Here is a 20,870-nt window from a genome sequence, read left to right on the forward strand (position 1 = left end):
TTCATCGTTTGGTCTTTCGGGTGTTCATGAGGTGGTCGATGGTCACGGCCGCGAGCAGGATCAGGCCCTTGATCACGTCCTGCCAGTACGGCGATACGTCCAGCAGGATCAGCGAGCTGGTCACCACCGAGAGCAGCGCCAGGCCCAGCACGGCGCCCAGCACCGTGCCCGAGCCGCCCTTGAGGCTGGCGCCGCCGATCACGGCCGCGGCGATCACGTTGAGCTCCATGCCGATGCCGAAGGTGGGCGTGGCCGCGCCAAAGCGCGCGGTGTAGATCACGCCGGCCAGGCCGGCCGACGCCGCGCACAGCACCGTCACCCAGAACTTCACCCGGCCCACGCGGATGCCCGAGTACAGCGCCGCCTTCTCGTTGCTGCCGGTGTAGAACACGCGGCGCATCACGGTGGCGCGGCGCAGCACGAAGTCGCTCACCACCACGATGAACAGGAAGATGAGGATCACGGCCGGCATGCCGAACACCGTGCCCTGGCCGATGAACTTGAACGAGGCCGGCAGCGAGAACAGCGACTGCGGCGTGCCCTGCGTGAGCGCCAGGCTCAGGCCGCGCACGATGACCATGAAGGCCAGCGAGGCGATGAAGTGGTTGAGGCCGATGCGCGTGACGCAGCCGCCGATCATGGCCCCGATCAGTGCGCTGGCCGCGATGGCGATGAGCCCGGCGCTCCACGGGTCCAGCCCCATGAGGAACAGCTTGCCCGTGACCACCATGGCAAAGCACACCACCGAGCCCACCGAGAGGTCGATGCCGCCCACGATCAGCAGAATCGTCATGCCCACCACCACGATGCCCTCGATGGAGAACGAGAGCAGCATGGCCCGGATGTTGTCCCAGGTGAGGAAGTAGGGTGAGGCGAAGCTCATGCCCACGCACAGCACCGCGATGATGGCCAGCAGGCCCATCTCGCGCATGCTGGTGAGCCGGTTGCCGCCCGGTTTGCCGGGGGGGCCTCCGTGCTGCGCCTGGCGCGCCGGCGGCAGGCCGGCCACGGGGCCGGCGTTCAGTTGTGCGGGGTGATTCATGCCATTTCCTCTTGTTCCAGTCCCGAGGCCAGCCGCAGCAGGGCCTCTTCCGTCATGTCTTCGCCTTGCATCTCGCCCGCGACGCGGCCGTCGCGGATCACGAGGGCCCGGTCGCACAGCCCGATGATCTCGGGCAGCTCCGAGGAGATCACCACCACGCCCACGCCCTGGCAGGCCAGGTCGCGCAGGATGTGGTGGATCTCCGACTTGGCGCCCACGTCCACGCCGCGCGTGGGTTCGTCCATCAGCAGCACCGACGGGTTCGTGGCCAGCAGCTTGGCAATCGCCACCTTCTGCTGGTTGCCGCCCGACAGGCTGGCCACCTCGATCTGCACGCCGTCGGACTTGAGGCGCAGCCGAGCGCCCAGCTCCTGCGCCAGCCGGTGCTCGGCCGCGCGCTGCAGCAGGCCCCAGCGCGAGCTCACGCGCTGCAGCGCCATGGCGGCGATGTTCTGCGCGATCGGCAGGTCCAGGTACACGCCCGCGGCCTTGCGGTCTTCGCTCAGGTAGGCGATGCCCTCGCGCAGCGCGTCGCTGTAGTTGCGGATGGCGAGTTCCCGGCCGCGCAGGCGCACGCTGCCGCCGGTGGCGGGGCGCAGTCCGCACAGGGTCTGCGCGAGCTCGCTGCGCCCGGCGCCCATGAGCCCGGCAATGCCCAGGATCTCGCCGCGCCGCAGCGTGAAGGACACGCCGTGCACGCGTTCGCCGTCGGCCAGGTCGCTCACGTCCAGCACGTGCTCGCCGCGGTCCGCGTCCTGCTGCTTGGGCGGGTAGTAGTTGCCCAGGTCGCGCCCGACCATGCGGCGCACCAGGTCGTCCGCGTTCAGTTCGGCCAGCGGGCCCGAGTGCACGTTGCGCCCGTCGCGCAGCACGGTCACGCGGGTGCAGTGCGCGAAGATCTCGGCCATGCGGTGGCTGATGTAGATGATGCCGATGCCCTGGTCTTTCAGGTCGTGCAGCACCCGGAACAGCGCGGCCGACTCGTTGTCGGTGAGTGCGGCCGTCGGCTCGTCCAGGATCAGCACCTTGCAGTCCAGCGTGAGCGCCTTGGCGATCTCGATCAGCTGCTGGCTGGAGATGCCCAGCTCGCACACGCGCGCGGCGGGGTCGATGTCCTGCCCCAGCCGCGCCAGCACCTTCGCGGCACGTGCGTTGAGGCTGGCGTAGTCCATCCACGCCTGCTTGCCGGCGTTGATCTCCGGCATGAAGATGTTCTCGGCCACGGTGGCGTCGCCGCACAGGGCGATCTCCTGGTGCACCAGGCCGATACCCAGGCGCATGGCCTGGGCCGGACCATCGATGGCCACCATTTCGCCGTTGAGCACGATCTCGCCCGCGTCCGGCTGGTGGATGCCATCGATGATGTTCATCAGCGTGGACTTGCCCGCGCCGTTCTCGCCGCACAGGGCGTGGATCTCGCCCGCTTGCAGCGAGAAGTCCACGCCCGAGAGTGCCTGCGCAGCGCCGAAGCGCTTGCCGATGCCACGCAACTCGAGCAAGGAAGTGCCCATGGCGCTCACTCGTTGATGCCCTTGGTGCCGCGGCGGGTGAGGTACTTGTCCCAGTAGAAGTCGTCGGCGTTGGCCTTGCTGACCACGGCCAGGCCGTTGTCCAGGAAGGGCACGGCCATGGGGTTGGTGCCGTTGCGCTTGGCGTCGTTCATCGGGTCGATGAGGCCGGGGTTCTTCGCCAGGAACAGCATCATCATGCCCATGTAGCCCTGCATGCCCTGGTTGGGGTTGATGGCGCCGAACACGTCACCGGACTTGATCATGTCCAGGATCTTGGCGTTCACGTCGCAGCACATCACCTTGATGTTCTTCTTGGTTTCCACCTTGGCCTGTGCCGCGCCCAGCGCCGAGTTGGCCTCGGGCATGAACAGGGCGCCCAGGTTGGGGTTGGCCTGGGCCAGGCTCTGCACCGCCTGGTAGGCCTTGTTCGGGTCCTGGTTGCTGGCGGCGCGGCCCACCAGCTTCATGCCGGGGTGCTTGGCCTTCATGCGGTTGATGAAGGCGGCGATCCTGCGGTCGTGGTTGTCCTGGCCGGGGTTTTCCAGCACGGCGTATTCGCCCTTGCCACCCAGCGATGCGGCGATGGCGTCGGCCGCCTGCGCGCCTTCGCGGTCGTTGTCCGAGGTGATGAACGAGGTGCGCTTGGAGTTGGGCGAATCGGCCGCGAAGGTGACCACCGGGATGCCCATCGCCGCGGCGCGGTTGATGGGCTCGATGAACGGGTCGGGGTTCATGGGGTGCAGCAGGATGCCGGCGGGCTTGCGCGCCAGCTCCTGCTCGAACGAGGCCAGCTGTTTGTTCACGTCGTACTCGGGCGTGCCGGAGTAGCGCGTCTTCACGCCCAGCGTGCGGCCGAGCTGCTTCATCATCTCGTAGACCGGAAACCAGTACTCCACGCCCGAGACCATCACGTTCATCACGTAGACGTCGTTGGGGTTGCCGCGCAGGCCGGCGCCCGCCGCGGCTGGTTGTTGCGCGAACGCGCTGGTGCCGGCCAGGCCGATACCGGCGGCGGCTGCGGACTTCAGGAAATTACGCCTCATGTGGGTCTCCTCGTTGTTGAGTGGCAGAGCTTGCGATGCCGTTCTTTCGATGCCGGCGGTTGGGTTCTTGTTGTCACGACAGTTGTTATGACAGGTGGACTATAATTCAGGCCGAATCTGCCAGATAGTTAGGGGAAACACTACTGGATGAACCCGCTGGATGAGCGGAAGCTGTTATGACATGAAGACCAACATACTCATCGGAATCGACCTGGGCTCCAGCAGCCTGAAGGCCCTGGCCCTGGAGGCCACGAGCGGCCGCACTCTGGCCCTGTCGCGCATGCCCCTGCCCCACGACCGGCTGCCCGGTGGCGGCTGTGAGTTGGGGGCGCCGGCCATCCGCGCGGCCCTGTCGCAGGTGCTGCGCGACGTGGCGCACCAGCTCGGCCCGCGCGTGGGCGAGGTGCGCGCCATCGGCTGCACCGGGCACGGCGCCGGGCTCTATGCGCTCGACGCGCGCCATGAACTCGTGGGCGGGCGGGCCGTGGCATCGACCGACCAGCGCGCCGATGCGCGGGCGCTGGCCCTGGCGCGCCAATGCGGCCCGCAGCTGCAGGCCGAGGTCGGCTGTCAGCCCTGGCCGGGTCAGCCCACCGTGATCGCGGCCGAACTGCTCGGCGCTGACGCGGTGCGCAGCGGCGCTCTGCATCGCCTGATGTTCGCCAAGGACTACGTGGGCTTTCTGCTCACCGGCGAGATCGCCACCGACGCCAGCGACGCCAGCACGGCGGGCCTGATCTCTGTGGCCACCGGCACCTGGTCGCCCTTGGCCTTTGCCGCCTCGGGCATCGCGGACCTCTCGCCGCAGGCCTTCGGGCCGCTGGTGCCCAGCGGTCAGGCCTTCGGCACCCTGCAACCCTCGGCCGCCGAGGCGCACGGTCTGCCAGCGGGCATTCCCGTGGCCATGGGCGCCATCGATCTGCTGGCCTCCATGACCGCCCTGCGTGCCCAGGAGCGCGGCCGCGCGGTGTCGGTGCTGGGCACCTGGTGTGTGAACGCCGTCATCGGCCCGGTGATGGCGCCCCGGCCCGACGTGGCGGCCGTCGTGCATTTCGGCCCGCGCGACCAGCGCCTGTACATGGAGAACAGCCCCTCGTCGATGGCCAACATCGCCTGGCTGGCGGGCGTGCTCGGCCTGCCCGATGCGCGCGCGGTGGTGGACCTGGCGATGTCGGTGCCGTTCGGGGCCGGGGGCTTGCGCTTCCTGCCCTTCGTGAACGGTGGCGCGGGCGTGACGGCGGGCTTCGTCGGCCTCAAAAGCCACCACACACGCGGCGACATGGCGCGTGCCGTGGTCGATGCGGTGGCGGCATTGCATGCGCGGCACACGGCCCGCCTCGCCACGGCGGGCTTGCCGGTCTCGGCAAACACCGTGCTCGGCGGCGGCGCCAGCGACGCGCGCCTGGTGCGCCTGCTGGCCGGCCTGCTGGGCCGACCGGTCGAGCGCTGCGCCGACGACGAAACCGGTGCGCGCGGCGCCGCGATCTACGCCGCGATGTCGCAGGGCATCGATACCCACCCTTTGCGCGCACCGTGCGACACGGTCGAACCCGATGCCGCCCAGGCGCGGGCCCACGCGGACTTCAACGCCACCTTCAACGAATTGATCGCCACCATGTCCCCTGTGTTTGGCCATCTGGCGGGCAGCCCGCAGAAAACCCCCCGGCCGCCCCAGGCCCTGTGCGCGCCTGCGCAAAGCGCGGAGGTGTCGCCATGAGCAGCCCTTCACCATCGACGCCATCGCCTTTCGTGCGCCCGGCCGCCGTGGCCGGCCGCCATTTCTCCACCGTGATCGTGGGCGCCGGCATCAACGGCGTGGGCGTGTTCCGCGACCTCTCGCTGCAGGGGGTGGACTGCCTCATCGTCGACAAGGGCGATTTCAGCGCCGGTGCCAGCAGCGCGCCCTCGCGCATGATCCACGGCGGCCTGCGCTACCTGGAAAGCGGCAGCTTCTCGCTGGTGGCCGAGGCCACGCGCGAGCGCAACCTGTTGCTGCGCAACGCATCGCACCTGGTGCAGCCTTTGAAGACCGTGGTGCCGCTCTCCAGCTTCTTCGGCGGCCTGATGAGCAGTGCCCTCAAGTTCTTCGGCCGCACGCCGCCCCAGCGCACGCGGGGCCTGCTGGCCGTGGCGGCGGGGCTGCGCCTGTACGACCTGCTGGGCCGGCGCCAGCGCGTGATGCCCAACCACCGCATCGGCCGCGTGCAGCCGGCCGACCGCCAGCTGTTCCGCCCGGCGGTGCGCTGGACCGCGACCTTTTTCGACGCCTGGATCAGCCACCCCGAATGGCTGGTGCTGGAACTGATCCGCGATGCCTGCCGCGACGAGCCCCGCTCGGTGGCCACCAACCATTGCCGCGTGATGGGTTGCGTGGGCAAGACCCTCACGCTGCGCGACGAGATCACCGGCGAGGTGGTCAGCGTGACGGCCGACGCCGTGGTCAACGCCAGCGGCGCCTGGCTGGACCGCAGCACGGCCCTGCTCGGTGGCGTGGTGCCGCGTGTGATGGGCACCAAGGGCTCGCATCTGGTGCTCGACCACCCCACGCTGCGCGACGCGCTGGAAGGGCGCATGGCGTATTTCGAGGCGGTGGACGGGCGTGTGTGCATCGTCTACCCGTTTCTGGACCGGGTGCTGGTGGGCTCCACCGACATCCCGGTGGACGACCCCGACCAGATCGCCACCGAGCCGGCCGAGGTGGACTACCTGCTGGAGGTGCTGGGCGAGGTCTTCCCCAACCTGGCCTTCGACCACCGCGACGTGGTCTACACCTATGTGGGCGTGCGGCCGCTGGCGCGCTCGGACGCCGACAAGCCGGGCCAGATCTCGCGCGACCATTCGGTGGTGATCGACCCTCCCTCAGCATCGCGCGACATCCCGGTTGTGGGGCTGGTGGGCGGCAAATGGACCACCTTTCGGGCCTTGGCCGAAGAGGCCACCGACGAGGTGCTGCGCCTGCTGGGCCGGGAGCGCAGGGCCTCGACCCGGCAGTTGCCCATTGGCGGCGGGGCGGACATGCCGCAGGGCGCGCAGGCGACCCAGCGGTTCATCGAGCGCATCACCCGGGATTCGGGCCTTTCGCCTGCGCGGGCCCAGGCGCTGCTGGGCCGCTACGGGTCCCACGCCTTGCGCATGGCGCAGGGCTTCAAGTTGGCGGGCGACGTGCCGCTGGCGCATGCGCCCGATTATTCGGCGTCGGAGCTGGCCTACCTGTGCAGCGAAACCGGCGTGATCCACCTGGACGATCTCGTGATCCGCCGCACGCTGCTGGCCATTCGCGGGCGGGTCACGGACGCCGCGCTGGCCGAGGTGGCCGGCGTTGCGGCCCAGGCGCTGGGCTGGGATGCCGGGCGCGAACACCGGGAACTGCACAATTGCGCCACCGCCCTGCGCGAGCGCCACGGCGTGCGCCTGGCCCCCGCAACACCCGAGGCCGATGCCGCGCCGGCTGTCCCTGCCCCCTTGACCATCCAACCGGCCCTGAGCCCGTCCTGACGTGAACGCTCCGAACGACACCCCCCACCTGCTCGACCGCAACTCGGAATCGCCCCTGTGGGCGCAGTTCCGCGATGCGCTGCGCCTGCAGATCCTGCAAGGCGTGTTGCCCATTGGCGCCAAGCTGCCCTCCGAAGCGGAGCTGGGCGAGCAGTTCGGCATCTCGCGCATCGTGGTGCGCGAGGCCCTGGCCGATCTGGTGCGCAACAACCTGATCTACAAGATCAAGGGCCGTGGCGCCTTTGTCGCAGCGCGCGAGCGCGATGAGGACTTTGTCTCGACCGTGCTCGGTTTCTCCGACGAGATGGAGCGCAAGGGGCGATCCGTGCGCACCCAGGTGCTGGCCCAGCAGCTGCGCGCACCGACCCCGCAGGAGATCCAGGCCCTGGGGCTGACCGACGACACCCAGGTGGTGGCCTTGAAGCGGCTGCGCAGCGTGGATGGCGAGCTGCGCCTGCTGGTGGACACCGTGGTGCCGGCCGACCTGGCTCCCGGGTTGCACCGCATGCGCCTGGACGACCGCTCGCTCTACGACGTGTTGCGCCGCCAGTACGGCGTGCGCCTGGTGCGCGCCGAGCGCTGGATCGATGCGGTGCTGCCGGACGCCGAGACCTGCGAACTGCTGCAACTGCGGCAGCCCGAGCCGCTGCTGCGCATCGAGTCGATCGCCTACGGTGCCAACGGCCGGCGTCTGGAGTACTACAACGCCTTGCACCGCTGCAAATCCAGCCGGCTGCACGTGCAGACGACCACGTAGCCGGGTCGGCTACCCGTTCACCACTGCCCGCTCTCCATGCGGATCGCGACCTCGCAGTCGTCAAAGATTTCCAGCTTCGCGATCTTCACGCGCACGCCGATCACGCCCGGCAACAGCATGAGCCGGCGCGTGAGCTTGCCGATCAGGCTCTCCAGCAGGTTCACGTGTTCGGCGGTGCACTCGTCGATGATGATCTGACGCACCTTGCGGTAGTCGAGCACATGGCCGATGTCGTCGTCGTGCGGCAGCAGCGGCTGGTTGCCCTGGTTGAGCTCGGCGTCCACCTGGATCGGCTGCGGCGCCGTCTTCTCGTGGTCCAGGATGCCCAGATTGGCGTCGAAACGCAGGCCGGTGAGGGCGAGGATCTGGGTGCCGGCTTGGGTCGAAAGGGGTGTGTTCATCTTGGATGGGGCCTGTGGCCGGTCACGTCACATCAGCGAAAAATCGCGCTCGAAGCGCATCAGGTGCTGGCCTCCGTCGACCAGCAGCGTGGTGCCGGTGATGGACCGGTTGTCGAGGGCAAAGGCCACGGTGGTGGCCACGTCCTGCGGGGTGGACGAACGGCCCAGCGGTGACTGGCGGTGCAGTTCGGCGAACTTCTCCTCACTCAGCAGGTGGCTGGTGAGCGTGAGCCCTGGCGCCACGCCGACCACCCGCACGCGCGGCGCCAGCGCCAGGGCCAGCATGGTGGTGGCGGCTTCGAGCGCGGCCTTGGAGAGCGTGTAGCTGAAGAAGTCGGGGTTCTGGTTCCAGAGCTTCTGGTCCAGCAGGTTGACCACCGCGCCCTCGCGTGTGTCGCCCGTGGCCAGCAGGTGCGCATGCAGCGCCTGCGCCAGCAGCACGGCCGCGCCGGTGTTGGTGCGCAGGTGTTGGTCCATGGCGGCGAAGCCGAAGGTCTGCGCGCTGTCGTGTTCGAACAGCGAGGCGTTGTTCACCACCGCGTCCACCCGGCCGAAACGCGCCACCACGGCCGGCAGCAGAGCACGCACGCTGGCCTCGTCGCCGAGGTCGGCATGCACGGGCTGGGCGCTGCCGGCGCGGCCGCTGAGCGCGTCGCAGTCGGCGGCGGTCTGCCGCGCTTCGTCCACCGACAGCCGGTGGTGCACCGCCACGTTCCAGCCACCGCGCGCCAGCGTGAGCGCGATCTCGCGGCCCAGGCGCCGGCCCGCGCCGGTGATCAGCACGGTGCGGGGAGCGGTGGGTTGTTCGGTGGGGGCGGGGCTGGGCATGTCGGACCGTCTCGGATAATGGGCGGGTGAACACCGAATCTGTGAGCGAGCCGACAAGTTTAACGAGCACCCTGCGGGAGCGCCTGCGCGAGGCCATCCGCGCGTCGGGCGGCTGGCTGCCGTTTGACCGCTTCATGGCCATGGCGCTGTACGAACCGGGGCTGGGCTATTACGCCAACCAGAGCCCCAAGTTTGGCCAGATGCCGGCGGGTGTGGCGGGGCAGGGCAGCGACTTCGTGACCGCGCCCGAGCTGTCGCCGCTGTTCGGCCACACGCTGGCGCGTCAGGTGGCGCAGGCGCTGGTGGCCACCGGTACCGACGAGCTGTGGGAGTTCGGCGCCGGCACCGGCGCGCTCGCGCTGCAGGTGCTGGACGCGCTCGCCGCCATGGGCCAGCCCCCGCGGTGCTACACCATCGTCGATCTCTCGGGCAGCCTGCGTGAGCGCCAGCGCGAGACCCTGGCCGCGCACGGCGCCGTGGTGCGGTGGGCCGATGCGCTGCCCGACGCCTTCGAAGGCGTGGTGCTGGGCAACGAGGTGCTGGACGCCATGCCGGTGCAGTTGCTGCACCGCGTGGGCGGGCAGGCCGGCGGAGTCTGGCACGAGCGCGGCGTGGCGCTCGACGACGGCGGCGCGCTGGTCTGGGCCGAGTGCTCCACGCCCTTGCGTCCGCCGCTGGACATCGAAGGCCCGCACGACTACCTGACCGAAATCCACCCGCAGGCCGAGGCCTTCATCCGCACGCTGGCCGACCGGCTGCAACGCGGCGCGGCGTTTTTCATCGACTACGGTTTCCCCGAAGCCGAGTACTACCACCCGCAGCGCCACATGGGCACGCTGATCTGCCACCGCGCGCACCAGAGCGACGACGATCCGCTGGCCGACGTGGGCGAAAAAGACATCACCGCGCACGTGAATTTCACCGGCATCGCGCTGGCCGCGCAGGACGCCGGCATGAGCGTGCTGGGCTACACCAGCCAGGGCCGCTTCCTGATCAACGCCGGGCTGCTGGAGGTGGCGAAAGACGTCGGCCCGCGCGAAAACGCCATGTTCGGCAAGCTGGTGAACGAACACGAGATGGGCGAGCTGTTCAAGGTGATCGTGCTGGCGCCGGCGGCCAGCGCCGAGGGCTGGTCGCCCGTGGGTTTTTCCGCTGGCGACCGGACACACAGGCTATGAAACACCCCTGCCGCGCTTCGCACGACCCCCTCCAGGGGGGCGGCACCCCCGGAGCCATCCCCTTCGCGTCTGAAGGAGTTGGCGCTTGATCCGCTGGATGATCGTCATCTTCCTGGCCCTGTTGCTGATCAGCTGGTTCACACCGTTGCTGCAGAAACTGGGTTTCGGCAAGCTCCCAGGCGATTTGCGGTTCAAGGCTTTCGGGCGCGAGTGGTTCATCCCCCTGACCACCACGATTCTGCTGAGCTTTGTGGCCAGCCTGATCGGCCATATCCTCTGAGCGGCCGAGACCAGGCCCCCTTCATGGCCGGCGGCGGCGCGTGATTTTTGTGGCAATTGAGCGCTCGATCCGGCCCCGGGCACCCGGTTCCGTCTTTGGGCCCGGCCGGGTTGCGGTGTAATTCAGACAAGCACTTTGAGGCGTTCTTTCACCTATGTCGTCCGAACAGATTGGCCGGTACATCGTTCTTGACCTCCTGGGCGAAGGTGCCATGGGTGTGGTGGTGCGGGCCTATGACCCGGACCTCGGGCGGGTGGTCGCCATCAAGACCCTGCGCTCTTCGGGCATGTCCAGCGAGGCCGTGCTGGCGCAGGAACGGCGCTTCGTGGTCGAGTCGCGCTCGGCGGCCCGCTTGCGCCATCCCGGGATCGTGGCCGTCTACGACGTGGGGCGAAGCGACCAGGGCGCCTACATGGTGATGGAATGCGTCCACGGGCTGAACCTGCGCCAGTGCCTGAACCACGGTGTGCGCTTCTCGGTCCCGGGGGTGTTGCACCTGGTCGACGGCGTCCTGGCGGCGCTGGAACATGCGCACGAGCACCACGTGCTGCACCGGGACATCAAGCCGGAGAACATCCTGGTGGACCACCGGGGAAACGTCAAACTCACCGACTTCGGCATCGCCAAGATGCTCGACCTGGATGGCATACAGGCCACCGTGGTCGAAGGGCAACTGATCGGAACGCCCCGCTACATGGCGCCCGAACAGCTCAGGGGAGAGCCGCTGGACGGGCGGTGTGATGTCTTCGCCTGCGGCGTCTTGCTGTTTGAGCTGTTGACCGGTCGTCCACCGTTTGGCGGGCGGCAGTTTGTCGAGATCACCCAGAACATCCTGAACCAGGCGACGCCCAACGCCGCGGACCTGTCGCCAGGGGTGACCGCCGGGCTGGACCGTGTCTTGCAGCAGGCTTTGCAAAAAGACCGGTCGCTGCGTTTCCCAACGGTGTCCCAATTGCGCCAGGCATTGGCCGCTGCCGGTGCCGATGCGACGCAGGGCGCGGACGGACCCCTGCCCGGTGACCCCTCGGAACTGCGCGACTGGGTCGCTGCGGACAGCCAGTCCAGTCTGGCGGATTTGCTGGCGGCGGTGAAGCCGGCCGAGCTCGCCGGCAGGGTGGCCACCGGCTCGCCGCTCCGTTCCTTCCCGGTGCCGATCGATGTCCATCTGACGCAGACCACGCAGGCTTTGGTCTCTGACCCGGCCAACGCTCCGTCGGGGTTCGAGCGCACGCAGCCGCTGCGTGGCAGATCCCTGCGGCTGTGGGAGAGGGTCCCTGTCGGGTGGCGTTCACGCCGTGCCGGCTTGCTGCTGGCGCTGTTGATCGGGGTGGTCTGGCTGCCCGGGCTTCCGGTCGGACCGAGTGACGGGTCCACCGGGTCGGCACCGAAGGCGGTAGCCGTGACCAGGGTCGAGCCACCTCCCGTCGCCGCAGAGCCCTTGCCGTCCCTGTTGGAGAAGAAGCCGCTGATCACGCAGGCGCCGCCCAGCGAGCCTTGCACCCATCTGGGCCTTTTCCAGCGCGAACGCTGTCTTTGGAAGCAATGCAAAACCGACCGTTACCGCCGCCATGCGGTCTGTGCCCGGTTCCGCTGAGGCGTGCAGATGCCGCGTCGGCGTTGGTGGCCGCGGCTGTGGGCCGCAGGAATGCCGATACCCCATAGAGTGTCTTGAAATCGAAGGATCAGGCCCGCATCTGGCGCCAATCGCCACTGAGGTCCATCCATGTCCACCGATTCCCTGCACATCGTCTGCCCCCATTGCCACACCACCAACCGCATCGCCAGTGCCGATCTCTCGGCCGCGCCGGATTGCGGCAAATGCCACCGGCCGCTGTTCACCGGCCATCCGGTGGCGCTGGACGAGGCGGCGTTCGAAAAACACATCGCGCGCTCGCAGGTGCCGGTGTTGGTGGACTTCTGGGCGCCCTGGTGTGGCCCCTGCCGCACGATGGCGCCGGCCTTCGAGCAGGCCGCGCAGCAGCTGGAGCCCGGCATGCGGCTGGCGAAAGTGAACACCGAAGAGGCGCAGGCCCTGGCCGCCCGCTTCAACATCCGCAGCATCCCCACGCTGGCGCTGTTCATGAACGGCCGCGAGGTGGCGCGCCAGCCCGGCGCCATGGGCGCGGCCGACATCGTGCGCTGGGCGCGTTCGCAGCGGATCTGAGTGTTCGCGCGACGGCGGCGGCGGGCCGGGCCGTTCTTCCTGTTTTGGCATCCATGTAACTGAGTTACATGTCCGGCATAATCCGCTTCCTTTGCCGGGCGGTCATGGGGTACTGTTCGGGACAGACTTTGTGGGTCAGATCAGATGCCAAACCAGACCACCGGACTTCACCACGCCCGACTGCTCGCCGACGTGGGCGGTACCAACGCCCGTTTCGCCTGGCAGGCCGGGCCGGGCGAGCCCATCACCGATGTGCGCGTGTTGCCCTGCGCCGAACACGCCCGCCTGCAGGACGCGATCCGCGTCTACCTGAACGACCTGGGTCGCGGCACGCCGTACGCGGCGGCGATCGCCATCGCCAACCCGATCACCGGCGATCACATCCGCATGACCAACCACCATTGGTCGTTTTCCCAGTCGGCGGTGCAGGCCGAGTTCGGCTTTCACACCCTGCGCCTGCTCAACGACTTCACCGCGCTCGCATTGGCGCTGCCCGATCTGCCCGCGGCCGAGCTGCGCCAGGTGGGCGGCGGCCAGGCCCAGCCGCGGGCGGCCATTGGGCTGGTGGGCGCGGGCACCGGCCTGGGGGTTTCGGGCCTGCTGCCCGTGGGGCGCACAGGCTGGGTGCCGCTGGAAGGCGAGGGCGGCCACGTGACCCTGCCGGCCACCACGGCGCGCGAGCGGCTGGTGATGGACGGCCTGATCCACCGCTACGGCCATGCCTCGGCCGAGCGGGTCACCAGCGGCCAGGGCCTGCTCGACACCTACCTGCTGCTGTGCGAGGCCGACGGGGTGGACATCGGCAGCGTGGTGGGGGCCGCCGACGTGAGCGACGCCGCCCTGAAGAACGGCCAGCCCCAGGCGCTGGAGGCGCTCAACATCTTCTGCGCCATGCTGGGTTCGGTGGCGGGCAACCTGGCCCTCACGCTGGGCGCGCGCGGGGGTGTCTACGTGGGCGGCGGCATCGTGCCGCGGCTGGGCACCTGGTTCGACGCTTCGCCGTTTCGCGAGCGGTTTGAAACCAAGGGCCGGTTCAAGAGCTACCTGGCCGAACTCCCCGTGTGGGTCATCACGTCCGCCCGGTCGCCGGCGCTGATGGGCGCGGCGCGGGCGCTGGATGCGCTGGGCTGACTTTTTTTATCCGACATCGGGTTTTCCCCGCTTGAACAGATACATTAATTAATGAAAAATTAACATGTCTGGGGCGGCATGGTGTCGCGCTGGATTGAATATCGCTTGCGGTCCCCTGTGGCCGCGGCGACCTTTTTTTGATGGAGTCATGATGTTGAAACTCTCGAAACTCGCCACCGCCGTTGCTTTGGTCATGCTGGGCTCGGCCGCCAGCGCTGGTGAAGTGGAAGTCTTGCACTGGTGGACTTCGGGCGGTGAGGCCAAGTCGGTGGGCGAGCTGAAGAAGATCATGCAGAGCAAGGGCCACACCTGGAAGGACTTCGCCGTGGCCGGTGGCGGCGGCGACGCGGCCATGACCGTGCTCAAGAGCCGCGTGGTGGCGGGCAACCCGCCGGCCGCCGCCCAGATCAAGGGCCCCGGCATTCAGGAATGGGCCAACGAAGGCGTGCTGGCCAACCTGGACTCGGTGGCCCAGGCCGAGAAGTGGGACAGCCTGCTGCCCAAGGTCGTGGCCGACGTCATGAAGTACAAGGGCAACTACGTGGCCGCGCCGGTGAACGTGCACCGCGTGAACTGGATGTGGGCCAACGCCGCCGTGCTGAAGAAGGCCGGCGTTGCCGGCGCGCCCAAGACCTGGGACGAGTTCTTCGCCGCCGCCGACAAGGTCAAGAAGGCCGGCTTGATCGCCGTGGCGCACGGTGGTCAGAACTGGCAGGACTTCACCACCTTTGAATCGGTGGTGCTGGGCGTCGGTGGCGCCAAGTTCTACCAGGACGCGCTGGTCAAGCTCGACCAGAAGGCGCTGACCAGCCCGACCATGGCCAAGTCGCTCGAAACCTTCCGCAAGATCAAGGGCTACACCGACGCCGCCGCCCCGGGCCGCGACTGGAACCTGGCCACCGCCATGGTGATCCAGGAAAAGGCCGCGTTCCAGTTCATGGGCGACTGGGCCAAGGGCGAGTTCACCGCCGCCGGCAAGGTGCCGGGCAAGGACTACATCTGCGCCGCCGCTCCCGGCACCGCCAACGCCTACACCTTCAACGTCGACTCCTTCGCCATGTTCAAGCTGAAGGACGCCAGCGCGCAGAAGGCCCAGGGCGACCTGGCCGCCGCCATCATGGGGCCGGAGTTCCAGGAAGTGTTCAACCTGAACAAGGGCTCGATTCCGGTTCGTCTGAACATGAAGATGGACAAGTTCGATGACTGCGCCAAGCTCTCCAGCAAGGACTTCGTGGCCACCGCCGCCGGTGGCGGCCTGGTGCCGTCCATCGCCCACGGCATGGCCGTCAGCCCGGCGGCCGAAGGCGCCATGAAGGACGCCGTGAGCCAGTTCTGGAACGACGACAAGATCTCGGTGGCCGATGGCGTGAAGACCATCGCCAAAGCCGCCGCGACCAAGTAAGCATCCGCTGGCTGAACCAATAACCCCATCCCTGGTGGATGGGGTTATTTTTGGATGAACCCCCCATGAAAACTGTTGAAAACCTGCTGCCCAAGCTGGTGATCGCGCCGGGCTTCGTGCTCGGCTTCGCGTTCATCTACGGCTTCATGATCTGGAACGGCGTGCTCTCGCTGACCGGATCGCGCATGCTGCCCAACTACGACAACTTCGTCGGGCTGGAGCAATACGTCCAGCTCTGGGACATGGACCGCTGGTACGTGGCGCTGATGAACCTGGGCATCTTCAGCGTGCTCTACGTGGGCGGCTCGATGGCCCTGGGCATGGTGCTGGCCATCTTCCTGGACCAGAAAGTGCGCGCCGAAGGCGTGTTGCGCACCGTGTTCCTGTACCCCATGGCGCTGTCGTTCATCGTGACCGGCACGGCCTGGAAGTGGATTCTGAACCCCAGCCTCGGGCTGGAAAAACTCATGCACGACCTGGGCTGGACCAGCTTCACGTTCGACTGGCTGGTGCAGTCCGACTACGCCATCTACTGCGTGGTGATCGCGGGCATCTGGCAGTCGGCCGGTTTTGCCATGGCCCTGTTCCTGGCCGGCTTGCGCGGCATCGACGACAGCATCATCAAGGCCGCCCAGATCGACGGCGCCGCGCTGCCCCGGATCTACTGGCGCATCATCCTGCCCATCATGCGGCCGGTGGTGTTCTCCACCATCCTGGTGCTCTCGCACCTGTCCATCAAGAGCTTCGACCTCGTGATGGCGCTCACCGGCGGCGGCCCCGGCTACGCCACCGACGTGCCGGCCACCTTCATGTACACGATGAGCTTCACGCGCGGCCAGATCGGCCTGGGCGCGGCCAGCGCCACCATGATGCTGGCCACCGTGGCGGCCATCGTGGTTCCATATTTGTACAGCGAACTGAGGGCCAAACCCCATGACCGCTAAACCATTCAATTTCGGGCGCGTCATCGTCTACGGCGTGCTGCTGGTGGCCGCGCTGTTCTTTCTGGCGCCGCTCTACGTGATGATCGTCACGTCCTTCAAGGACGCCGACCAGATCCGCTCGGGCAACCTGCTGAGCCTGCCCGCCGGCCTGAACTTCGAGTCCTGGCAGCTCGCCTGGTCCACCGCCTGCACCGGGGTGGACTGCCGCGGTCTGCAGCCTTACTTCTGGAACTCGGTCGCCATGGCCGTGCCGGCGGTGCTGATCTCCACCGCCTGGGGCGCCATCAACGGCTACGTGCTGAGCATGTGGAAGTTCAAGGGCAGCGACGTGCTGTTCGGCTTCATGCTGTTCGGCGTCTTCATGCCGTTCCAGGTGGTGCTGCTGCCCATGAGCCAGGTGCTGGGGTACCTGGGCCTGTCCAGTTCCATCGGCGGACTGGTGCTGGTGCACTGCCTGGCCGGTGTGGCCGGCACCACGCTGTTCTTCCGCAACTACTACACCGCCATTCCACGCGAGCTGGTGAACGCCGCGCGCATCGACGGTGCGGGCTTCTGGCGCATCTTCTGGCGCATCGTGGTGCCCATGTCCACGCCGATCATGATGGTCACGCTGATCTGGCAGTTCACCAACATCTGGAACGACTTCCTGTTTGGCGTGGCCTTCAGCGGCGCCGACAGCAAACCCATCACCGTGGGCCTGAACAACATGGCCAACACCACCAGCAGCGTGAAAAGCTACAACGTGGACATGGCCGCCGCCATCATCGCCGGCCTGCCCACCATGCTGGTGTACGTGCTCGCGGGACAGTACTTTCTGAAAGGTCTCACAGCCGGCGCTGTGAAAGGATAAAAACCCATGGCTTCTTCATTGCACATCGCGGGCATCCGCAAGGTTTTCGGCAAGGGCGACAAGGCGGTCGAGGTGCTCAAGCGCATCGACATCGACGTCGCGCCGGGCGAGTTCCTCATCCTCGTCGGCCCCTCGGGCTGCGGCAAGTCCACCCTGCTCAACATCATCGCCGGCCTGGAAGAGCCGTCCGAAGGCGAGCTGCTGATCGCCGGCAAGAACGTGATCGGCATGGCGCCGGCCCAGCGCGACATCGCCATGGTGTTCCAGAGCTACGCGCTCTACCCCACCATGACGGTGGCCGACAACATCGGCTTCGCGCTGGAGATGCGCAAGGTGCCGCTGGACGTGCGCAAGAAGCGCATCCAGGAAGTGGCCGTGCTGCTGCAGATCGAGCACCTGCTGGACCGCCGGCCCAGCCAGCTTTCGGGCGGCCAGCGCCAGCGCGTGGCCATGGGCCGGGCCCTGGCGCGCGACCCGCAGCTGTTTTTGTTTGACGAGCCACTGTCCAACCTGGACGCCAAGCTGCGCGTGGAGATGCGCGCCGAGATCAAGCGCCTGCACCACGTGAGCGGCATCACCACCGTGTACGTGACGCACGACCAGATCGAGGCCATGACCCTGGGCAGCCGCATCGCGGTGATGAAAGACGGCATCCTGCAGCAGATCGACACGCCCGACGAGATCTACCGCCGCCCGGCCAACACCTACGTGGCGGGCTTCATCGGCTCACCCACCATGAACTTCATCCCGGGCCATGTGGAGCGCTCGGGCGACAACGGCAAGTTCGTGTTCGAAGGCGGCTCGCTGGACCTGCCGTGTCCCGACGTGCAGCAGGTGACGCTGGGCCAGCGGCCCGAGCACATCCACCTGAGCGACGACGCGCCCTGGCGCGGCGAGGTGGTGCTGGTGGAGCCCACCGGGGCCGACACCTACGTGGTGGTGAAAACCGCGGTGGGTCTGATGACGGTTCGCGCGCCAGCCAACACCAAGATCCAGCTCGGCGAGACCGCCGGCATGACGGTGAGCGGCCGCCACAACAACTGGTTTGATCAGGCGTCCGGCCTGCGCTTGAAGGAGATGGACGGGCACCACGCGCCCTGATCCGCCAGGCTCATGCTCTCTACCCTCTCCCCCTGGGAGAGGTCAGGGGTGCGGGCTCTCTCTCCTCCCGGCACCCCGCTTCAACCCAGCCGCAGCTCGATCCGCAACCCCTGCGGCTTGAGCTGCTCCACCCGGGCCTCGCCGCCGTGGCGGTGGGCGATTTCCTGCACGATGGCCAGGCCCAGGCCGCAACCGCCGGGCAGTTGGCTGCCGCGCCAGAAGCGCTGGAACACGTGGGCCATGTCCTCGGGGTTCAGTCCCGGGCCGTCGTCTTCCACCGCCAGCCGCGCGCCCTCGGGCCCGTGGTCCACGCGCAGCGTGATCGTGCTGCCGCGCGGCGTGTAGCGCAGCGCGTTGTCGATCAGGTTGCTCAGGGCCTCGCGCAACTGCAGATCATCGCCTTCGATGCGCAGATGCTCTTCCCCCTCGTAGCCCAGGTCCATGCCCGCGGCCAGCGCGCGTGGTGTCCACTCGCGCGCCACCTCGCGCGCCAGCGCGGCCAGGTCCAGCGGCTCGCGGCGGGCCTGGGTTTCGGTGCGCGCCAGCGTCAGCAGCTGGTGCACCAGGCGTGCGCTGCGTTCGGCACCGGTGTGCACCTTGCGCAACCGCTCCAGGAGCACGGGTTCGCTGGTGTCGCGCTGGGCCAGCTCCACCTGGCTGATCAGCCCGGCCAGCGGCGTGCGCAGCTGGTGGGCGGCGTCGTTGATGAAGCGCTTTTCCTGGTGCACGCTGCGCGCCACCTCGTCGAGCAGCCCATTGATGGCCTGTACCAGCGCGTGCACCTCGCTCGGGGCCTGGGTCATGCCGATGGGCGAGAGCGCGTTGACCGATCGGTTTTCCAGCTGGGCGGTGAGTTTGGTCAGCGGCGTCAGGCCGCGCTGGATGCCCCCGTACACCAGCAGGCTCAGCAGCACGCCCAGTGCCAGCAGCGGGGCGAGCATGTCGGCCACCAGCTCGCGGGCGATGCGCTGCTGCAGCGCCGTGCCCTTGGCCACCTGCACGCGCAGGGTCTGGCGGGCGTCCTCCGCGCCGTAGCTCACGTCCAGCGCGACGATGCGCAGGGGCTTGCCGTCGAGCAGGCCGCCGTAGAACAGCGGTTCGTTCTCGCCGCTGGGCGCCGTGGGCGGCGGCGGCAGGTGCTGGTTACCCAGCAGGAACTGGCCCGGCGGCGACGACACCATGTAACTGATGCGGTCGTTCGGGTCCTGCTCCAGCACATCCTGTGCAGCCCGGGGGAAGTCGATCAGCAGCCCCGAGCCGATGGGCTTGACCTGGCGCGCCAGCGCCCGCACCGACTGCGTGAGCGACTGGTCGATGCCTTTTTCGGCGTAGGTCAGCGCAAAACGGTACGCCAGCAGGCCCCCGCCGGCCCAGAGCACCAGTTGGGGCAGCAGCAGCCACAGCAGCAGCTGGCGGCGCAGCGAGAGGCGGGAGGGTTCACCCATGGCTGGCGCCGCGCTCAGGCGTTGGCCGCCTCCAGCATGTAGCCCAGACCGCGGATGTTGCGGATGTTCAGGGTCGAGCCCGCGAGCTTGCGGCGCAGCCGGTGCACATACACCTCCAGCGCGTTCGAGGCCACGCCACCCGCCTCGCTCGGCTCGGACTGCCAGGCCGCCAGCACGTCTTCACGGCTGACCACCCGGCCGCTGTGGCGCACCAGCAGGTCGAGCAGCACCCATTCGCGCTGGGTCAGATCGATCGCCTCGTTGCCCAGCCAGGCGCGCGGCAGCAGGGGGTCCAGCCGCAGATTGCCGACGCCCGATCCGGGCGCCGGGGCGGGGCTGGGCGGGCCGAACGCGGGCAGGCTGGCGCGGCGCAGCATGGACTGCAGGCGGGCCAGCAGTTCGTCGCGGTTGAAGGGTTTGGTCAGGTAGTCGTCGGCGCCGGCGTTGAGGCCTTCGACCCGGTCTTCGATGCCGTCGCGCGCGGTGAGGATCAGCACCGGCAGCGCGGGCAGGCGCTCGCGCAGGCGGCGCAGCACCGTCAGGCCGTCGATGTGGGGCAGACCCAGATCGAGCACCACGCCTTCAAACGCGGTTGACTGCAGCATCTGCAGCGCAGCATTGCCGTCTTGCGCGGTGGCAACGCGGTGTCCGGCCTGCATCAGCTGGGCACTGAGCCCGTCGCGCAGGAGTTCGTCGTCTTCAACAATCAGCAGGTGAGCCATGCGGCCAGTTTATCCGGGCTGGCGGGGGCAGCGACCCGCGCAGCGGTGGAGCGTGGGGAGAAGGGCCAGCCGCCGGGCCGCCCCAAGGTGAAACAGCCCCCTCGGGGGGCAGCGACCCGCGCAGCGGCGGAGCGCGGGGGCTCCTTTTCACTCCTCTTCAATGTTCCAGCGGAACTCGCAGCGCTTGCAGCACACCGGCACCAGGCGGGCATGGCGGTCCGGCGTGCTGTCCTGCAGGCGCAGCAGGCCATAGGCCTTGCACTGCGGGCAGTTGGCCTGGTTGGCCATTTCTTCGGCGTGCATCAGCAGGTACAGGTAACGCCGCAGCGCCCACAGGGTGATGCCGGCGCTCACCAGCACGAAGGCGGTGTTGAGCAGCTTTTCGCCCGCGCTGGCGCCGTGGAAAGCCTCGAAGCTGGCGATCAGCGCCACCGCGGCGAACAGGGCCAGCGCCATGTGGGCGTGGCTGCTGAGCAGTTCGCGGGCGTACCACTTGCGAAAACCCACGCGCGCGATGCCCTCGGCGAGCGTTCGGTTGAGTGGGTTGCGGGCGGCCATGGCGACGGGCGGTCTGAG

General features: G+C 68.3%; 20 protein-coding genes. 12 read left to right on the forward strand and 8 right to left on the reverse strand.

From position 1 onward, the window contains the following. Nucleotide 1 precedes the first annotated feature (1 nt). The 3 genes from AC07YZ_RS17755 to AC07YZ_RS17765 are packed head-to-tail and all read right to left on the reverse strand — an operon-like array spanning nucleotide 2 to nucleotide 3,596. On the reverse strand, nucleotides 2-1,042 hold the full coding sequence (locus AC07YZ_RS17755) for an ABC transporter permease (RefSeq protein WP_494795698.1): 1,041 nt from the start codon (nucleotides 1,040-1,042) through the stop codon (nucleotides 2-4). Beyond that, entirely contained in the window at nucleotides 1,039-2,553 is a 1,515-nt protein-coding gene (locus tag AC07YZ_RS17760) for a sugar ABC transporter ATP-binding protein (RefSeq protein ID WP_494795699.1), read from the reverse strand. Before AC07YZ_RS17760 ends, AC07YZ_RS17755 begins: the two co-directional genes overlap by 4 nt. A gap of 5 nt (nucleotides 2,554-2,558) precedes the next feature. Next, on the reverse strand, nucleotides 2,559-3,596 hold the full coding sequence (locus AC07YZ_RS17765; RefSeq protein WP_226494589.1) for a substrate-binding domain-containing protein: 1,038 nt from the start codon (nucleotides 3,594-3,596) through the stop codon (nucleotides 2,559-2,561). 181 nt (nucleotides 3,597-3,777) lie between these two features. Here AC07YZ_RS17765 and AC07YZ_RS17770 point away from each other — a divergent pair, with 181 nt between their 5' ends. From AC07YZ_RS17770 to AC07YZ_RS17780, 3 genes are read left to right on the forward strand one after another with little or no spacing between them, the layout of a single operon-like run. Then, entirely contained in the window at nucleotides 3,778-5,313 is a 1,536-nt protein-coding gene (locus AC07YZ_RS17770) for an FGGY family carbohydrate kinase (RefSeq protein ID WP_494795700.1), read from the forward strand. After that, entirely contained in the window at nucleotides 5,310-7,091 is a 1,782-nt protein-coding gene (locus AC07YZ_RS17775) for a glycerol-3-phosphate dehydrogenase/oxidase (protein ID WP_494795701.1), read from the forward strand. The genes AC07YZ_RS17770 and AC07YZ_RS17775 overlap by 4 nt, the downstream gene beginning before the upstream one ends. Nucleotide 7,092: 1 nt before the next feature. Beyond that, on the forward strand, nucleotides 7,093-7,848 hold the full coding sequence (locus tag AC07YZ_RS17780) for a GntR family transcriptional regulator (RefSeq protein WP_226494588.1): 756 nt from the start codon (nucleotides 7,093-7,095) through the stop codon (nucleotides 7,846-7,848). A 17-nt stretch (nucleotides 7,849-7,865) separates the two neighbouring features. On the opposite strand, the gene AC07YZ_RS17785 is transcribed toward AC07YZ_RS17780, so the two are convergent. Continuing rightward, on the reverse strand, nucleotides 7,866-8,249 hold the full coding sequence (locus AC07YZ_RS17785) for a dihydroneopterin aldolase (protein ID WP_226494587.1): 384 nt from the start codon (nucleotides 8,247-8,249) through the stop codon (nucleotides 7,866-7,868). A 27-nt stretch (nucleotides 8,250-8,276) separates the two neighbouring features. Beyond that, nucleotides 8,277-9,077, reverse strand: a complete 801-nt coding sequence (locus tag AC07YZ_RS17790; RefSeq protein ID WP_226494586.1) for an SDR family oxidoreductase — start codon at nucleotides 9,075-9,077, stop codon at nucleotides 8,277-8,279. Nucleotides 9,078-9,103: 26 nt separating this feature from the next. Between AC07YZ_RS17790 and AC07YZ_RS17795 the strand changes: the two genes are divergently transcribed. From AC07YZ_RS17795 to AC07YZ_RS17835, 9 genes are all read left to right on the forward strand, one after another. Beyond that, entirely contained in the window at nucleotides 9,104-10,255 is a 1,152-nt protein-coding gene (locus AC07YZ_RS17795) for a class I SAM-dependent methyltransferase (RefSeq protein WP_494795702.1), read from the forward strand. An 85-nt stretch (nucleotides 10,256-10,340) separates the two neighbouring features. Then, on the forward strand, nucleotides 10,341-10,535 hold the full coding sequence (locus AC07YZ_RS17800) for a DUF2905 domain-containing protein (protein WP_494795703.1): 195 nt from the start codon (nucleotides 10,341-10,343) through the stop codon (nucleotides 10,533-10,535). A gap of 154 nt (nucleotides 10,536-10,689) precedes the next feature. Beyond that, on the forward strand, nucleotides 10,690-12,129 hold the full coding sequence (locus AC07YZ_RS17805) for a serine/threonine protein kinase (protein WP_494795704.1): 1,440 nt from the start codon (nucleotides 10,690-10,692) through the stop codon (nucleotides 12,127-12,129). 129 nt (nucleotides 12,130-12,258) lie between these two features. Continuing rightward, entirely contained in the window at nucleotides 12,259-12,699 is a 441-nt protein-coding gene (gene trxC / locus AC07YZ_RS17810) for a thioredoxin TrxC (protein WP_494795705.1), read from the forward strand. Nucleotides 12,700-12,843: 144 nt separating this feature from the next. Beyond that, the gene (gene glk, locus AC07YZ_RS17815; protein ID WP_226494581.1) at nucleotides 12,844-13,830 is read left to right on the forward strand and encodes a glucokinase; all 987 of its coding nucleotides are present in this window, start codon (nucleotides 12,844-12,846) and stop codon (nucleotides 13,828-13,830) included. A gap of 151 nt (nucleotides 13,831-13,981) precedes the next feature. Further along, entirely contained in the window at nucleotides 13,982-15,232 is a 1,251-nt protein-coding gene (locus tag AC07YZ_RS17820) for an ABC transporter substrate-binding protein (protein ID WP_226494823.1), read from the forward strand. Nucleotides 15,233-15,297: 65 nt separating this feature from the next. After that, nucleotides 15,298-16,176 carry a carbohydrate ABC transporter permease gene (locus AC07YZ_RS17825; RefSeq protein ID WP_226494580.1) on the forward strand — a complete coding sequence of 293 codons (879 nt, stop codon included), beginning with the start codon at nucleotides 15,298-15,300 and terminating at the stop codon, nucleotides 16,174-16,176. Next, nucleotides 16,166-17,026 (forward strand): carbohydrate ABC transporter permease, encoded by an 861-nt coding sequence (locus tag AC07YZ_RS17830; RefSeq protein WP_494795706.1) that lies wholly within the window; start codon nucleotides 16,166-16,168, stop codon nucleotides 17,024-17,026. Before AC07YZ_RS17825 ends, AC07YZ_RS17830 begins: the two co-directional genes overlap by 11 nt. A gap of 6 nt (nucleotides 17,027-17,032) precedes the next feature. After that, nucleotides 17,033-18,127 (forward strand): ABC transporter ATP-binding protein, encoded by a 1,095-nt coding sequence (locus AC07YZ_RS17835; RefSeq protein ID WP_226494578.1) that lies wholly within the window; start codon nucleotides 17,033-17,035, stop codon nucleotides 18,125-18,127. 80 nt (nucleotides 18,128-18,207) lie between these two features. Here AC07YZ_RS17835 and AC07YZ_RS17840 read toward each other — a convergent pair whose 3' ends face one another. The 3 genes from AC07YZ_RS17840 to AC07YZ_RS17850 form a co-directional block, all read right to left on the reverse strand. Further along, a complete protein-coding gene (locus tag AC07YZ_RS17840; RefSeq protein ID WP_226494577.1) occupies nucleotides 18,208-19,572 on the reverse strand; it encodes a sensor histidine kinase in 1,365 nt (454 codons plus the stop codon). Nucleotides 19,573-19,586: 14 nt separating this feature from the next. Then, entirely contained in the window at nucleotides 19,587-20,294 is a 708-nt protein-coding gene (locus tag AC07YZ_RS17845) for a response regulator transcription factor (protein ID WP_226494576.1), read from the reverse strand. Between the two features lie 147 nt (nucleotides 20,295-20,441). Further along, on the reverse strand, nucleotides 20,442-20,852 hold the full coding sequence (locus tag AC07YZ_RS17850; RefSeq protein ID WP_226494575.1) for a hypothetical protein: 411 nt from the start codon (nucleotides 20,850-20,852) through the stop codon (nucleotides 20,442-20,444). Nucleotides 20,853-20,870: the final 18 nt, after the last annotated feature.

Source organism: Hydrogenophaga sp. GW101-3F08, from assembly GCF_059424585.1.

Bases quoted from the DNA above. Each gene is read 5' to 3' on its own strand.
- AC07YZ_RS17755 (WP_494795698.1), bottom strand. From the start codon at position 1,042: ATGAATCACCCCGCACAACTGAACGCCGGCCCCGTGGCCGGCCTGCCG.
- AC07YZ_RS17760 (WP_494795699.1), bottom strand. From the start codon at position 2,553: ATGGGCACTTCCTTGCTCGAGTTGCGTGGCATCGGCAAGCGCTTCGGC.
- AC07YZ_RS17765 (WP_226494589.1), bottom strand. From the start codon at position 3,596: ATGAGGCGTAATTTCCTGAAGTCCGCAGCCGCCGCCGGTATCGGCCTG.
- AC07YZ_RS17770 (WP_494795700.1), top strand. From the start codon at position 3,778: ATGAAGACCAACATACTCATCGGAATCGACCTGGGCTCCAGCAGCCTG.
- AC07YZ_RS17775 (WP_494795701.1), top strand. From the start codon at position 5,310: ATGAGCAGCCCTTCACCATCGACGCCATCGCCTTTCGTGCGCCCGGCC.
- AC07YZ_RS17785 (WP_226494587.1), bottom strand. From the start codon at position 8,249: ATGAACACACCCCTTTCGACCCAAGCCGGCACCCAGATCCTCGCCCTC.
- AC07YZ_RS17790 (WP_226494586.1), bottom strand. From the start codon at position 9,077: ATGCCCAGCCCCGCCCCCACCGAACAACCCACCGCTCCCCGCACCGTG.
- AC07YZ_RS17805 (WP_494795704.1), top strand. From the start codon at position 10,690: ATGTCGTCCGAACAGATTGGCCGGTACATCGTTCTTGACCTCCTGGGC.
- trxC (WP_494795705.1), top strand. From the start codon at position 12,259: ATGTCCACCGATTCCCTGCACATCGTCTGCCCCCATTGCCACACCACC.
- glk (WP_226494581.1), top strand. From the start codon at position 12,844: ATGCCAAACCAGACCACCGGACTTCACCACGCCCGACTGCTCGCCGAC.
- AC07YZ_RS17820 (WP_226494823.1), top strand. From the start codon at position 13,982: ATGTTGAAACTCTCGAAACTCGCCACCGCCGTTGCTTTGGTCATGCTG.
- AC07YZ_RS17825 (WP_226494580.1), top strand. From the start codon at position 15,298: ATGAAAACTGTTGAAAACCTGCTGCCCAAGCTGGTGATCGCGCCGGGC.
- AC07YZ_RS17830 (WP_494795706.1), top strand. From the start codon at position 16,166: ATGACCGCTAAACCATTCAATTTCGGGCGCGTCATCGTCTACGGCGTG.
- AC07YZ_RS17835 (WP_226494578.1), top strand. From the start codon at position 17,033: ATGGCTTCTTCATTGCACATCGCGGGCATCCGCAAGGTTTTCGGCAAG.
- AC07YZ_RS17840 (WP_226494577.1), bottom strand. From the start codon at position 19,572: ATGGGTGAACCCTCCCGCCTCTCGCTGCGCCGCCAGCTGCTGCTGTGG.
- AC07YZ_RS17845 (WP_226494576.1), bottom strand. From the start codon at position 20,294: ATGGCTCACCTGCTGATTGTTGAAGACGACGAACTCCTGCGCGACGGG.
- AC07YZ_RS17850 (WP_226494575.1), bottom strand. From the start codon at position 20,852: ATGGCCGCCCGCAACCCACTCAACCGAACGCTCGCCGAGGGCATCGCG.